Origin of the sequence: Faecalibacterium sp. i25-0019-C1 (assembly GCF_042854225.1) — a bacterium.
Lineage (GTDB): Bacteria > Bacillota > Clostridia > Oscillospirales > Ruminococcaceae > Faecalibacterium > Faecalibacterium taiwanense.
Map to the genome: position 1 here is coordinate 98,896 of NZ_AP031428.1, position 14,579 is coordinate 113,474.

Genomic DNA, 14,579 nt, shown 5'->3' on the forward strand with positions numbered 1-14,579 from the left:
CCGCAAGGCATTGACTGAGAGGGTTTTCCTGTGGGAAAGGAAAATCATTATGCAGTATCAAGAAGTTGCGGGCGGCATCTGCGCGCCCAAGGGCTTTGCAGCGGCTGGCGTGCACTGCGGCATCCGCGCAAACCATGCAGAAAAATACGATCTGGCACTCATCAAGGCGGACGTGCGCTGCGCCGCCGCCGGTGTGTACACCACCAACAAGGTCTGCGGCGCACCCATCAAGGTGGACCGCGCCCACCTGAAGGACGGCTACGCACAGGCGATCATCGTGAACAGCGGCAACGCCAACACCTGCGCCGCCAACGGCGTGGCTCTGGCCGAAGAATGCTGTGAGCTGGTGGGCAAGGAGCTGGGCATCGACCCGCAGGACGTGCTGCCCGCTTCCACCGGTGTCATCGGTCAGCCCATGGTCATCGACCCCTTTGCCCGGGGCATTCCTGCCGCCGCCGCAAAGCTGGCTGCGGACGAGCAGGGCAGCACCGATGCCGCCACCGCCATCATGACCACCGACACCCACAAAAAGGAATACGCCATCCAGTTCGAGCTGGGCGGCAAGACCTGCACGGTGGGTGCCATTGGCAAGGGCAGCGGCATGATCGCCCCCAACATGGCAACCATGCTGGCCTTCTACACCACCGATGCGGCGGTCTCGCCCATCCTGCTGGAAAAGGCCCTCAAGACCGTGGTGCCCGGCACCTACAACCAGATGAGCGTGGATCTGGACACCTCCACCAACGATACCTTGATCATCATGGCTTCCGGCCTTGCAGGCAACCCGGAGATCTGCGAGGAGAACGCGGACTACCACGCCTTTGTGGCGGCGCTGACTGCCATTGCCGAGCACATGTGTGCCGAGCACGCCGGTGACGGCGAGGGTGCCACCCACCTCATCACCTGCGAAGTGACCCACGCCCCCGACCTGAAGACCGCCCGTGCCGTCAGCCGCAGCGTGGTGTGCTCCAACCTGTTCAAGGCCGCAGTGTTCGGCCGCGATGCCAACTGGGGCCGCATCCTGTGCGCCATCGGCTACACCCCCGGCGATTTCTCCATTGATAAGGTCTGCGTGTGGCTTTCCAGCAAGGCCGGTGAGGTGTATGTGTGCGAAAACGCCGCCTACCACCCCTACAGCGAGGACGAAGCCGCCAAGGTGCTGGCTGAGCACGATGCGCTGGTCAAGGTGGACATGGGCACCGGCGATGCATCCGCAAAGGCATGGGGCTGCGATCTGACCTACGATTACGTCAAGATCAACGGCGACTACCGCACCTGATAACCCTCTCAGGCGCTGCGCGCCAGCTCCCCCGAAGGGGGAGCTTAAAACGAACGACAAGCAGCTGAGTTTATGAAATAAAGTGACCCGTCCAGCAAAGGCTCCCCCTTGAGAGGACAGACTTCCCCCGCGCCGGGGGAAGATGTCGCGTGAGCGACAAAAAGGGGAATCTGGCAATGCCGCAAGGCATTGACTGAGAGGGTTCAGAGGAAATCTTATGAAAAACGAAGAAATGGCGCGCCTTTTCTCTGAGGCGACACCCTACATCCAGAAGTATCACGGAAAGACCATGGTGGTAAAGTACGGCGGCAATGCCATGATCAACGAAGAACTGAAAAATGCCGTCATGAACGATCTGGTCACCCTCACCCTGCTGGGTGTGCGCGTGGTGCTGGTGCACGGCGGCGGCCCGGCCATCAATGAGATGCTGAAAAAGGTGGGTGTGGAGAGCCATTTCGCAAACGGTCTGCGCGTGACTGACGATGCCACCATGGAGATTGTGCAGCAGGTGCTGGCCGGTAAGGTGAACAAGGATCTGGTGGCAAAGCTGCGCGGCCGCGGCGTGGGCCTGTGCGGCATGGACGGCCAGATGCTGCGCTGCACCGAGCTGGACCCCCAGCTGGGCCATGTGGGCGAGATCGTGCATGTGGATGCTACCCTGATCGCAAGCCTGCTGGACGGCGGCTTCATCCCCGTGATCGCCACGGTGGGCATGGACGATCTGGGTCAGGCCTACAACGTGAACGCCGACACCGCCGCTGCGCAGATCGCGATTGCGCTGAAAGCGGAGAAGCTGGTATCCATGACCGATATCGCGGGCCTGCTGCGGGATAAGGACGACGAGAGCACCCTCATCCCCGAGGTGGAGGTGTCCGAGATCGAGGGCTATAAGTCCGCCGGCATCATTGCGGGCGGCATGATCCCCAAGATCGGCGGCATGGCCGATGCCATCTATCAGGGCGTGCACGAGGCGGTCATCATCGATGGCCGCGTGCCCCACTCCATCCTGCTGGAGCTGTTCTCCAACCGCGGCTCCGGCACCCGCTTTTACCGCCGCAGCCACCGCGAATAAGCATTGCGCCGGTGCCGTGCAGGCGGTATAATAAGAAAAATGACCCTCTCAAGCCTTTGCCAGCATTTTCTGGCGCGAAAGCGCCTGAGAGGGTTTTCTGTTCACAGTTTCTGTTCACAGGAGGGTACACCTATGGATTCTGAAAAAGTCATCAAGCGGGACAACGAATACGTCCTGCACACCTATAACCGCAACCCTATTGTGCTGGAAAAAGGCCACGGCCTGCGTGCCGCAGGCCCCGAGGGCCAGCAGTATCTGGATTTTACCAGCGGCATTGGCGTGAACAGCCTTGGCTACTGTGATCTGGACTGGGCCGAGGCCGTTTCCGAGCAGGCCCACAAGCTGCAGCATACCTCTAACCTTTACTACACCGCGCCCTGCGGCAAGCTGGCCAAAAAGCTGTGTAAGCGCACCGGCATGAGCAAGGTGTTCTTTGGCAACTCCGGTGCCGAGGCCAACGAGGGTGCCATTAAGGCCGCGCGCAAGTACAGCGTGGACCACTACCGCAAGGACCGCACCACGGTCATCACGCTGGTGAACAGCTTCCACGGCCGCACCATCGCCACCCTGACCGCCACCGGTCAGGAGGTGTTCCACAACTACTTCGGCCCCTTCAACGAGGGCTTCCTGTATGCTCCGGCAGGCGATATCGAAGCGCTGGAGGAGCTGGTGGACCGCACCACCTGCGCCGTGATGCTGGAACTCATTCAGGGCGAGGGCGGTGTGATGGCGCTGGACCCGGACTACGTGCAGGCCGTGCGCAAGCTCTGCGACGAAAAAGACCTTGTGCTCATCGTGGACGAGGTGCAGACCGGCGTGGGCCGCACCGGCACCTTCCTGTGCTGTGAGCACTACAACCTCAAGCCGGACGTGGTCACGCTGGCTAAGGGTCTGGGCGGCGGCCTGCCCATCGGCGCAGTGCTGATGAACGAAAAGGTGGCCGAGGGCATGGGCCCCGGCACCCATGGCTCCACCTTCGGCGGCAACCCGGTGGTCTGCGCCGGTGCCAACGTGGTGGTGGACCGCATGGACCAGAGCTTCCTTGCCAATGTCAACGAGCGCGCCGTCCAGCTGCGCGCAGGCATCGCAAAGCTGCCCCATGTCAAGAGCATTTCCGGCATCGGCCTGATGGTGGGCATCGAGTTCTACGACCTCAAGGCCGCAGATGTGCTGGCCGCCTGCCGCGAAGCGGGCCTGCTGGTGCTGACAGCCAAGACCCGCCTGCGCCTGCTGCCGCCGCTGACCCTCAGCGAGCACGATGTGGATATGGCGCTGGAGATCCTGGGCGATGTGCTGAGCAAAATGGAGCCGACGGCTCCGAAGGAGCAGGCATGAAAAATCTGCTGAGAATGAGCGACCTCTCCCCTGCCGAGCTGACCCACATTCTGGATGTGGCCGACCAACTCAAGGCACAGCAGAAGCTGGGCGGCACGGCCCCGCTGCTGGCGGGCAAAACGGTTGCCCTGATGTTCTCCAAGGCATCCACCCGCACCCGTACCAGTTTTGAGGTGGGTGTGTACCAGCTGGGCGGTCTGGGCAACTACATGAACACCGCCGAGCTGCAGGCCGGGCGCGGTGAGCCCCTCAAGGACACCGCCCGGGTGCTGGGCCGCTACTACGACTGCGTGGTGTGGCGCACCTACCGCCAGAGCGATCTGGAAGAGTTTGCCGAGCTGGCCGGTGTGCCGGTGATCAACGGCCTGACGGATTACGCCCATCCCTGTCAGGTGCTGGCCGACCTGATGACCATTCGGGAACGCCGGGGCAGCCTTGCGGGCCGGAAGCTCTGCTTTGTCGGCGACGGCAGCAGCATGGCAAACAGCCTCATCGTGGGCGGACTGCTGGCTGGGATGCAGGTCACCTGCGTCTGCCCGCAGAGCTACCGCCCGGCGGCGGATGTGCTGATGTTCGCCCACAAGTACGGCAGTGCTTTCCACCTGACCGCAGACCCTGCCGAGGGGATTCAGGACGCCGACGTGGTGGCAACGGCTGTGTGGAACACCGCCAAGCCCGGCACGCCGGAAAGTGAGCAGCGCCTGCGGGATTTTGTGGGCTTCCAGCTCACAAGCAAGCTGCTGGAAAGCGCAAAGCCCGATGTCATGGTGCTGCACTGCCTGCCCGCCCATCGGGATGAGGAAATCTCCTCGGCGGTGTTCGAGCAGCACGCACCGGAGATCTTCGATGAAGCCGAGAACCGCCTGCATGTGCAGAAAGCCGTGCTGGCCATTCTTCTGGCGGGGAAATAAAACCGGAATAAAAAACAACGCGGCTCCCTTTTCATGTATGGGGGCCGCGTTGTTTTATTGATTGAATAGAAAAGTTGTTTAATGGATGTGCCAGATTATGAGTGCATAATCCGAAAAATATTTTTGACGGATATCAATATCATCGGGAACGATCCATTTTGTGCGCGGAGTACCATCGCTGCAGGTGCACAGCGATTTATTAAGGTCGATTTTTGATTTGGCATATTCTGACACTTTAATTGGAAAAACCTCATTGGAAATCTGGATATTCAGCTTTCCGCTTAAAAGCGTGAGGTTTCCCAACCGCCAAAGATACTCATTGTGAGTATCTTCCGGGATTTTCCATTTACTGTTTTCAATTGGCATTACATGTTCGATGTGAACATCGCTGTTGTTGAGATTCAATTCATCTGTTGGAGATATTTGTTTGTTGATTTTTCTCAGGATATAGCGAATAATTTCACGGTTGGAACCTGACCAGGTATTGAAAGCAGCAGTGAACTCATCGTCTGGGACAATTGATTTTCGGATTTCTTTACAGATGGCGGTAACGGAATTTAGATCACCGTAAATCCGGAGAGCGATCTCAGAAAAGAATCGTTCACCGGTGTTGGCAACCTTTCCGCAGATTGTAAAATTACGAAAAACATAGACTTCAATGGTTTCGGCGACGGTCAAGAGGTCTTTTTCAGAATAGGATTCTTTCGCCTGTTTCATTGCAAGCAAAATCGGGTAAAAAGTTTTGGCCTTGAGGATTTTGAGATTCTTTAGACAAGAGATCAATTTATCGTCTGTAAAATCAACGTTTTCCTCCGGAAATGCAATGTCATGGTAGAATTGAGAACAATTTTCAAGACTATCGAGAAAAGCTGACACATCAGCAGGGGTCTTGATGAATTTTACGATTTCCCGGTATAAGTCGTTTTTGCGAATGAATTTATGAGAAGAGTTCCAATAATGCCGGATATAATTGGTTGTATCAATTTTATCCAGGTTGTCTACAATGGAATTCCATTTTTTCTGAGTGTCATCCACATCTTTTGACTTGCTGAAAACAAAATTTTTGAGTAAATCTGCTGTTTCAAGGTCTTTTCCGCGAGCATTCAATGTTTCAAAAATGATAAAAGCTTCTTCCAGCTTGGTGGCCTCAATATACATGACTTTGAACCGCTCGAAGAAGGCCTCGAAGTATCAGTTAAGGCAATCCATTTTCTTGGAAGTATCGGAAGCGTCCTGGCAGTGCGAATCAAGATATTCATAAATAGTCTTGAATGCTTTTCGGATTCTTTCCCAGGACTTTTTCGTTTCTTTGGAATCAGACGGCTGTCTAGCAGTTATGGTTTGAATAAAGTAAGGATTATCCGCTTCACTAAGGATGAGATGAAGGCTTTTTTCCTCATCAGAGTATTCTCCTACATAATTGGACAATAGAACTTCCTTTTTTGATGCAGGATGATATTGAGTGGTAAAATATAGATTTTCGTACAAAAGCTGAAGAGAGTGCACAAAAATCATGGATGTAATTGTGCGCTGCTGCCCATCAATAATGAATTTTGTTTGGGAGTCCTCATCATTGTGAACTACGATCTGCCCGAAAAAGTGAATGGTGCTCGGATTGGCACAGGTATCCTCCAGATCATTCAGAAAATCCTGAATTTCATTTTCCTCCCAGGAATATTCCCGCTGATAATTTGGAATGGAATATTGACCATCCAAAAAGGTTTTCATGGGTTCAATTGCATAGTTTTTGCAGGGCCATGATATCGGAGCCTCCCTTTTGATGTAAATGCGAATTACTTGAAAATAGTATATCACATGGAACATGTTTCGTCAGCTGGATAATTGCGAAAAAACAAAAGATTACATAGTGTTACAGAATGATGCAAGGTTTATGATAGGTGGGCTGATATCAGATACAAGCTAAAAGGATTTTGATGGGGTTGATAACTGTGCAGAAAAAGCTCTTTGTCAGATTCTTGCCGCACCGCGGTCGAGGATCTTATCGAACCGGGCAAAGAAGGTGATGGTGGTGATGGTGGCGGCCAGAATGTCGCTGACCGGCTCGGCCAGAAACACGCCGAACACCGGGTTCGGCAGCAGGTGCGGCAGGATGAAGATGAGGGGGATCAGCAGAATGATCTTGCGCAGGCAGGCCAGCAGCAGGCTGACCTTAGCCTGCCCCAGCGCCATAAAGCTTTGCTGGCAGGCGATCTGGAAGCCCATGGCAAAAATGCCCGCCATGTAAATGCGCATGGCCCACGTGGTGTACTGGATCAGTGCGGTGTCCGAGGTGAAAATGCCCGCCACCGCGCCGGGAAACAGCATCATCAACAGCCAGAACAAGCAGGTGTAGGACCCGCACAGCGTCAGCTGAAAACGGAAGGCTTCCTTGACGCGGGCCTTCTTGCCTGCGCCGAAGTTGAAGCTCATCACCGGCTGTCCGCCTTGACAGATGCCCTGAATGGGCAGCGTGCACAGCTGGGATGCGCTGGTGATGACGGTCATGGCACCCACAGCCACATCGCCGCCGTACCGCGCCAGACTGGAGCTGAAGCTGATGGAAAGCAGGCTTTCGGTGGAGAGCATCACAAACGAGGAGATGCCCAGCGCCAGCACCGGCAGAATGATCTGCTTTTCCGGGCGCAGGTAGTCTCTGCGCAGGCGCAGGATGGTCTTTTTGCCGGTGAGAAAGCGGATGATCCATGCCGCGCCCACGGCCTGACTGAGCACCGTGGCAATGGCCGCGCCCCGCACGCCCAGCCCGAACCCGAAGATCAGGATGGGGTCGAGGATAATGTTGATCACCGCGCCGATCACGGTGGTAAGCATACTGGTCTTGGCAAAGCCCTGCGTGGTGATAAAAGGGTTCATGCCCAGCACCACCAGTACGAACACCGAGCCTGCAATGTAGATGCGGCTGTAGCTCAGGGCGTACGGCAGGGTGGCATCGCTGGCACCGAACAGCCGCAGCAGCACCGGTGCCCCGGCATAGAAGCCAATGGTCAGCACCACGGCAAAGAACATCAGTACGGTAAAGCTGTTGGAGACGATCTTTTCGGCCTGCTGCCTGTCCCCCTGCCCCAGAGCAATGGCGGTGCGCGGCGCGCCGCCCGCGCCCACCAGCATGGCAAAAGCGTTCAGCAGCATCAGAATGGGTGTGAACAGCCCCACGCCGGTCAGCGCTGCCGCGCCAATGCCCGCAATGTGGCCGATGTAAATGCGGTCCACGATGTTATACAGCAGGTTCACCACCTGCGCCACCACGGCGGGGATCATGAGCTGCAGCATCAGCTTTTTGATGCTGCCGGTGCCCATATCTTGTTTTGCCTGTGCCATTGGAATGCTCTCCTCTGTACTTCAAATTTGAAAAATATCGTTCCTATTATACTCGGCTCCCGCCCAAAAGAACAGCCTTTTTTGCAAAGAAACCGCGCTTTCTGCCCCAAAAACGCAAAACGGCACGGCTGCGTATGGCTTGCAGCCGTGCCGTAACGGGAGAAAAGTGTTGACGGAAAACCGCTTTTTTGCTATACTATAAAGGCTAATATATGGAGATGTATCGAAGCGGTCGTAACGAGAACGACTCGAAATCGTTTTGTCCTTAATCGGGCACGTGGGTTCGAATCCCACCATCTCCGCCAACAAAAGGCATCAGCTCAGGCTGGTGCCTTTTTTGCGGCTAGATGGTGCGGATGAGAACAGGGCGGCGGTCCGCAGACCGCAAGCAATCAGCCCTGCGGGCTGTTGCTTAGCCCGCGGGAGAATATCCACCATCTCCGCCAACAAAAGGCATCAGCTCAGGCTGGTGCCTTTTTTGCGGCTAGATGGTGCGGATGAGAACAGGGCGGCGGCCCGCAGGCCGCAAGCAATCAGCCCTGCGGGCTGTTGCTTAGCCCGCGGGAGAATATCCACCATCTCCGCCAACAAAAGGCATCAGCTCAGGCTGGTGCCTTTTTTGCGGCTAGATGGTGCGGATGAGAACAGGGCGGCGGCCCGCAGGCCGCAAGCAATCAGCCCTGCGGGCTGTTGCTTAGCCCGCGGGAGAATATCCACCATCTCCGCCAACAAAAGGCATCAGCTCAGGCTGGTGCCTTTTTTGCGGCTAGATGGTGCGGATGAGAACAGGGCGGCGGTCCGCAGACCGCAAGCAACCAGCCCTGCGGGCTGTTGCTTAGCCCGCGGGAGAATATCCACCATCTCCGCCAACAAAAGGCATCAGCTCAGGCTGGTGCCTTTTTTGCGGCAAAGATGGTGCGGATGAGAACAGGGCAGCGGTCCGCAGACCGCAAGCAACCAGCCCAGCGGGCTGTTGCTTAGCCCGCGGGAGAATATCCACCATCTCCGCCAGAAGTCGCAGATTGCATTTTGAGACAGGGGGGAATATACTTATATTGGATAGATTCCGATACTATAGCAATTTAACTTTTTAATGCAAAAGCGGTGAATTGCATATCGCAAAGATGCCGTTTGAATGTTGCACGAATTTCTTAACTTGCGATAAAATTTGCGATAAACGATTTTTGGAAGGAATATAATCATGTCGAAAGATGAATATTTGATCACAGATCCACCCCTTAAAGCGCTGACTGTTTTTGCGATGCCGATGATCCTTGGCAGCTTTTTTCAACAAGTATACAATATGGCCGATTCCATAATAGTTGGTCAATTTGTTGGCTCCTCGGCACTTGCGGCTGTTGGTGCTTGTGCTGCACTGACCAATGTTTTTATTTGTGTGGCGCTTGGTGCTGGTGTGGGCGCAGGTGTGCTTGTAAGCCGCTATTTTGGTGCAAAAAATTATGGTAAAATGAAAACCATTGTGTCAACGTCCCTGATCAGCTTTTTGATCTTAAGCGTTGTCCTTGGTGTCTTTGGCTTTTGCTTTTCCCATTTCATGATGAGCGGATTACAGACCCCTGCCGATATATTGGAAGAAGCAGTATTGTATCTGCGTGTCTACTTTGTGGGTTTCCCGTTTCTATTCATGTACAACATTCTTTCCACCATGTTTACTTCCATCGGTGAATCCAAAATTCCGTTGGGACTGCTGATATTCTCATCTATCCTGAATATTTTTATGGATCTCTGGATGGTGGCTGGTCTTGGTCTGGGGGTGTTTGGTGCAGCCCTTGCGACCTTGATCGCACAAGGAATTTCTGCCGTGTTTTCGTTTTTGATCTTTCTGTCTCGGATGCGGCAATACAAGAGCTCCTTTAGCAGGTTCGACCGGCAGGAGCTGTATTCCATGCTTCGCATTGCGGTACCATCGGTTTTGCAGCAGTCCACAGTGTCTATCGGTATGATGATCGTGCAGGCAGTGGTAAATCCCTTCGGCACACAGGCACTTGCCGGGTATGCGGCAACGATGCGGGTAGAAAATGTTTTTTCGCTGATCTTCGTATCCATCGGCAATGCAGTTTCGCCGTTTGTATCCCAGAATCTTGGCGCAAAGAAAATTGAGCGTATCAAAAAAGGGTATCATGCTGCACTGGTGTTGGATCTATGCTTTGCAGTTCTTGCTTTCGTGGTCATTGAAACACTGCACACACAGATTTCCTCGTTGTTCTTGGGAAAAGACGGAACCGCGTTGGCCTATCAGGTGTCCGGTGATTATATGAGATGGCTTGGTTACTTTTTCATCTTCATGGGCATCAAGATGGCAACGGATGGCGTTCTTCGCGGACTTGGAATCATGCGGCCGTTTCTTATTGCAAATATGGTAAACCTTGCAATCCGCTTGTCTGTTGCTTTGATTTGTGCACCGCGTTTTGGCATTGCTTTTGTTTGGCTTGCAGTCCCGGCAGGTTGGCTTGCAAACTTCCTTATTTCCTATGCGGCGCTCAGAAGATCGTGGCCAGAGGATAAAGCGGCGGTATCTCAATGATTTCATGCAGTGGAGAGGTGCTTTGTTCTGACGGGTTTCACTTACAGAGAATGTGACGCGAAAAAAATTCGCCGGTGTTCCGTTCAGAAAATCAGATGCTCGCTAAAATATCTGTCAGTGTGGCGACAAATGCTTCATCCTGCTCCTTCGTCCGCTTTGCACTCCCCTTGGGGTGCTTTCCGGCACGGAGGAGCTTTTTGTTTTCATACCTCCGCAGCATGAGAGCTTCCATGTTGTCGGCGGTGTATTCCAGACCGTTCTGGTTCAGCACCCGGGCGCACTTGGCAAGGCACATACTCGCAAGGCCGTAGTCCTGTGTTACGACAATATCCCCCGGCTTTACCCGGTTGACGAGAGCAAAATCTACGCTGTCTGCCCCTTTATCGAACACCAGCGTCTGCGCACCTTCCCGCTCGATTTGGTGGGCGGTGTCGCACAGGATGATGACCGGAACGCCAAACCGCTTTGCAATCTGCAACGTCAGGTCCACCACCGGGCAGCCGTCGGCATCAATCAAAATATTCATCGGCTTTCCTCCATCGCCCACCGAAATGCCTTTGCCGTGCGCAGGTCAGCGTCCTTAAAGTGCCCGCCGCTGTTCCACTCAAGGGTGCAGTCTGCGCCACGCTCTATAAGCCGGCTGTGCAGGGTGCGGATGTTATCACCTACCGCAGCCATGACAGCGTTTTTCGTATGCTCTTCCTTGTTGCCAAGGCTCAGATAAACGCGCTGTGCCTGTATCGGGTGCTGCTGTTCAAACTTCATCCATTCCGGAAACCACACCGAGGGAGATGCGGCGGCGATACCATAGAACAGATCAGTCTGGGTGGATGCCCACAATGCAAACAGTCCGGCCAGCGAGTAGCCGCCCAGAATGATTTTGACGTTTTCCGGGAGAGGATACTGCTGCTTCAGTGTGGGAATGACCTGCTCTGTCAGAAAGCACAGGGTTTCCGTAGCCTTGCCACCAAATCCTTGCTTTCCCCACACGGCAGGGGCTTCCCACGGAGAAAGTGCATCGTTCCAGCTTTCCACCGGGATGGCCGCAAACAAAAAGTGGTGCGCACTCTGTGCAATAGCGGCAATCTCGCTTTCCATGCTTTGCAGCTCATGTTCGCCTGTCATTTGGAGCAGTAGGTATTCTGCATGGGCTTCGCCGTAAATGCGGCAAGGTCTGTTCCCGATTTGCATTGTCTGTGCGGTCACTGCGACATCCTCCCGAAAAAATTTGATAAGCCCAGTATAGCAACTGAAAAATCATTTTGCAATTCAAAAGGCGTTCGCATTCGCAAGCAGTGTCTTCGTAAAAAAAGCTGGCACCTGATTTGAAGTTGTGCGAGGCTTCCAGAGTGATGTATCAGCAGTTTTTGAACGATCATGCCGTAGCCCATAAGCGGCAGACGAACCGGGCACGTGGGATCTGAACAGGGCAGCGTTATTCAATACCGCTAAGCTCGCGGTACAGCGTGCGGGCATAGGAATCTGTCATGCCGCTGATATAGTCGGTGACCATCAGCAGCCGGAGGTATAAGTCAAAAGATTCCGTGCCGGTTCGGGTGTTTTGGTAATCCTGCTTGTAATTGCCGGAGAAAATGGCGAGAAGCTTTTTGTCGGCCTTGGAAGGTGCCTGCCCGTCGGTGCAGTATGCAGAGTCATAGTACAGCACGGCGGGAACAAAATGATCCAGCAGAAAATCGAGAATGACCTGTCCGGACAGCTCCAGTTTCAGGATGCCGGGCGTATTAAAAATCTGCAAAAGGCATCGGCCTTCCATCACTGCCATTATACAAAAGAAACGCTGCTCCGGCAACAAAAAACGGATTCTCTGAAAAAAACATAAAAACTGCAGCTTGAACATGTGCAGAGTTCCAATTTATTTCGGGATCCGAAAAAAGGAAAGCGGAGTGTTATGCTGCGGTGTACTACTTCCGTCAGATGCACCCGAAATTGAATCAGACAAAAGCTTCCCTTTTCGTGGGCTGCGTGCCTGCGGCGGGGAAGCTTTTTTGTATGCCTGCGGGGCAGGAACGGCGGGATATCAGCCAGATTGCACAAAACGCATTACACAAAATTGAACAGCTTTTCAGGAAAAAATCTTGCTATTCCGCTTGCACTCATGTATAATGGACTTGACTTGAAAGGTAGGATGTTTAAAAACACTCTGCCGTATGCTGCTGCAGATGACTTGAAAGGTGGAACATGGGATGTTGTATAAGAAAGCTTCTGAGATGAAACCCACTCCGATCCCCCATTGCATGGGCGGCGAGGGCACCGTGATGATGGAACGCCTGCTGGATGCGCCTGCCGAAATGCTGGGCAAGGGCCGCGCCTACGTGCGCCACACGCTGGCACCGGGCGTGACCATTGGCAGGCACACGCATGAGCACGAGATGGAAAGCATGGTCATCGTCTCCGGCCGCGCGGTCCACATCATCAACGGCGAGGAGCAGATCTTGGAGAAGGGCGACATCATTGCCGCCATGCCCGGCGACACCCACCAGATCGCCTGCCTGGGCGACGAGCCGCTGGTGCTGATCGCACAGGTGCTGTACGAATAAAGGAGGAGCTTCAGATGGAACAGATCCGCAGTGCCGATGTTCTGGCCAATTTTCCGCAGGTGGATGAGGAAAAACTGAACGCCGCCCTTGCCGCCGAAGCTGCCGCCAGCAACCGCAAGATCATTGTGCTGGACGACGACCCTACCGGCGTACAGACGGTACATGATATCTGTGTTTATACAGATTGGACGGTAGAAAGCCTGCGCAAGGGCTTTGCTGCGCCGGAAAAGCTCTTCTTTATTCTGACCAACAGCCGCGGCTTTACCGTGGCCGAGACCACCAAGGCCCACCGCGAGATCGCGGAGAACACCGCCAAGGTGGCCCGCGAGTTCGGCATGGACTACCTGATCATCAGCCGCGGCGACTCCACCCTGCGCGGCCACTACCCGCTGGAGACCGACCTGCTGCGCGAGGTGACGGAGGCTGAGAACGGTTACAAAATGGATGGCGACATTCTGTGCCCCTACTTCCGCGAGGGCGGACGCTTTACACTGGACAACGTGCATTATGTGCGCTACGGCGCAGAGCTTGTGCCCTGCGGCCAGACCGAATTTGCCAAGGACGAGACCTTTGGCTACCACGCTAGCAACCTGTGCGAATACATTGAGGAAAAAACCGGCGGCAAAGTCCGTGCAGGAGACGTGACCTGCATCTCTCTGGAAAGCCTGCGCGCCATGGACTTTGACGGCATCGAGGCCCAGCTGCTGGCGGTGCACGATTACGGCCATGTGATCGTGAACGCAGTGGCGGACTGCGATGTGAAGGTGTTTGCAGTGGCACTGTACCGCGCCATGGCAAAGGGCCGTCACTTCACCATCCGCAGTGCGGCCGCACTGGTCAAGGCCATCGGCAATATTTCCGACCAGCCGCTGCTCACCCGGGAAAAGATGGTCACGCAGGAAAGCAAGGCAGGCGGCATCATCGTGGTGGGCAGCCACACCAAAAAGACCACGGCCCAGCTGGAAGAACTGAAAAAAGTACAGGGCATCGAGTTTATTGAGATGGACAGCGACAAGGTGCTGGTGCCGGGCGAGCTGGAAAAGGAAGCAGCCGCCATCGTGGCCCACTGCTCACAGCAGATCGCAAAGGGCATCACCTGCTGCGTGTCCACAAAGCGCGTGGTGCTCACCCTGCCGGACGACACTCCGGAAGCAGCCCTCGTGCGCAGCGTTGCCATCAGCGATGCACTGCAAAGCTGCGTGGGCAGGCTGACCGCTTCCCCGGCTTTTGTGGTGGCAAAGGGCGGCATCACCAGCAGCGACGTGGGCGTGAAGGCCCTGCGCGTGAAATGCGCCAAGGTGCTGGGCCAGATCCGGCCGGGCATCCCGGTATGGCAGACCGGTGCCGAAAGCCTGTTCCCCGGCACGCCGTACATCATCTTCCCGGGCAATGTGGGCGAAGTGCCCACCCTGCGGGAAGCGGTGGAAATTTTGCTGGGCTGACAGCCTGACGATTTAGAATTGTCTCCGCTCTGCTCTGACAATATCAGAGGAAAAATTATTTTAAATATTGCAAACAAGCCAGCCCTGCGGGGCTGGCTTGT

At 54.9% G+C, this 14,579-nt stretch carries 13 protein-coding genes and 1 tRNA gene; 8 read left to right on the top strand and 6 right to left on the bottom strand.

Annotated features, from left to right (window positions below):
• Positions 1 to 49: 49 nt before the first annotated feature.
• From argJ to argF, 4 genes are all read left to right on the top strand, one after another.
• A complete protein-coding gene (gene argJ, locus ACGHUK_RS00470) occupies positions 50 to 1,279 on the top strand; it encodes a bifunctional glutamate N-acetyltransferase/amino-acid acetyltransferase ArgJ (protein ID WP_390574588.1) in 1,230 nt (409 codons plus the stop codon).
• A 217-nt stretch (positions 1,280 to 1,496) separates the two neighbouring features.
• Complete coding sequence (gene argB / locus ACGHUK_RS00475; protein WP_005938551.1) at positions 1,497 to 2,351, top strand: acetylglutamate kinase; 855 nt, start codon at positions 1,497 to 1,499, stop codon at positions 2,349 to 2,351.
• A gap of 132 nt (positions 2,352 to 2,483) precedes the next feature.
• The gene (locus ACGHUK_RS00480) at positions 2,484 to 3,686 is read left to right on the top strand and encodes an aspartate aminotransferase family protein (RefSeq protein WP_390574589.1); all 1,203 of its coding nucleotides are present in this window, start codon (positions 2,484 to 2,486) and stop codon (positions 3,684 to 3,686) included.
• The gene (gene argF, locus ACGHUK_RS00485; RefSeq protein WP_390574590.1) at positions 3,683 to 4,597 is read left to right on the top strand and encodes an ornithine carbamoyltransferase; all 915 of its coding nucleotides are present in this window, start codon (positions 3,683 to 3,685) and stop codon (positions 4,595 to 4,597) included. Before ACGHUK_RS00480 ends, argF begins: the two co-directional genes overlap by 4 nt.
• 78 nt (positions 4,598 to 4,675) lie before the next feature.
• Here argF and ACGHUK_RS00490 read toward each other — a convergent pair whose 3' ends face one another.
• From ACGHUK_RS00490 to ACGHUK_RS00500, 3 genes are all read right to left on the bottom strand, one after another.
• Entirely contained in the window at positions 4,676 to 5,755 is a 1,080-nt protein-coding gene (locus tag ACGHUK_RS00490) for an HNH endonuclease family protein (RefSeq protein ID WP_223388421.1), read from the bottom strand.
• Between the two features lie 33 nt (positions 5,756 to 5,788).
• A complete protein-coding gene (locus ACGHUK_RS00495; protein WP_223388420.1) occupies positions 5,789 to 6,325 on the bottom strand; it encodes a DUF262 domain-containing protein in 537 nt (178 codons plus the stop codon).
• A 240-nt stretch (positions 6,326 to 6,565) separates the two neighbouring features.
• Positions 6,566 to 7,933 (bottom strand): MATE family efflux transporter, encoded by a 1,368-nt coding sequence (locus ACGHUK_RS00500; RefSeq protein WP_390574591.1) that lies wholly within the window; start codon positions 7,931 to 7,933, stop codon positions 6,566 to 6,568.
• A 214-nt stretch (positions 7,934 to 8,147) separates the two neighbouring features.
• On the opposite strand from ACGHUK_RS00500, the gene ACGHUK_RS00505 reads away from it, so the two are divergent.
• Together ACGHUK_RS00505 and ACGHUK_RS00510 are read left to right on the top strand one after the other, a co-directional pair.
• A tRNA-Ser gene (locus ACGHUK_RS00505) sits at positions 8,148 to 8,238 on the top strand.
• Positions 8,239 to 9,134: 896 nt separating this feature from the next.
• Positions 9,135 to 10,478, top strand: coding sequence for an MATE family efflux transporter (locus tag ACGHUK_RS00510; RefSeq protein ID WP_005939352.1), 1,344 nt, complete (start codon positions 9,135 to 9,137; stop codon positions 10,476 to 10,478).
• A gap of 91 nt (positions 10,479 to 10,569) precedes the next feature.
• Here the strand turns inward: ACGHUK_RS00510 and ACGHUK_RS00515 are convergent, their stop codons facing one another.
• The 3 genes from ACGHUK_RS00515 to ACGHUK_RS00525 form a co-directional block, all read right to left on the bottom strand.
• Positions 10,570 to 11,004 (bottom strand): DUF188 domain-containing protein, encoded by a 435-nt coding sequence (locus ACGHUK_RS00515; RefSeq protein WP_390574592.1) that lies wholly within the window; start codon positions 11,002 to 11,004, stop codon positions 10,570 to 10,572.
• A complete protein-coding gene (locus tag ACGHUK_RS00520) occupies positions 11,001 to 11,669 on the bottom strand; it encodes an alpha/beta hydrolase (RefSeq protein ID WP_390575822.1) in 669 nt (222 codons plus the stop codon). The genes ACGHUK_RS00515 and ACGHUK_RS00520 overlap by 4 nt, the downstream gene beginning before the upstream one ends.
• Positions 11,670 to 11,913: 244 nt before the next feature.
• Positions 11,914 to 12,234, bottom strand: coding sequence for a hypothetical protein (locus ACGHUK_RS00525; protein WP_390574593.1), 321 nt, complete (start codon positions 12,232 to 12,234; stop codon positions 11,914 to 11,916).
• Positions 12,235 to 12,706: 472 nt separating this feature from the next.
• Between ACGHUK_RS00525 and ACGHUK_RS00530 the strand changes: the two genes are divergently transcribed.
• Together ACGHUK_RS00530 and ACGHUK_RS00535 are read left to right on the top strand one after the other, a co-directional pair.
• Positions 12,707 to 13,036 carry a cupin domain-containing protein gene (locus tag ACGHUK_RS00530; RefSeq protein ID WP_242960039.1) on the top strand — a complete coding sequence of 110 codons (330 nt, stop codon included), beginning with the start codon at positions 12,707 to 12,709 and terminating at the stop codon, positions 13,034 to 13,036.
• A 14-nt stretch (positions 13,037 to 13,050) separates the two neighbouring features.
• Positions 13,051 to 14,478 (top strand): four-carbon acid sugar kinase family protein, encoded by a 1,428-nt coding sequence (locus ACGHUK_RS00535; RefSeq protein ID WP_390574595.1) that lies wholly within the window; start codon positions 13,051 to 13,053, stop codon positions 14,476 to 14,478.
• The last annotated feature ends 101 nt before the right edge of the window (positions 14,479 to 14,579 follow it).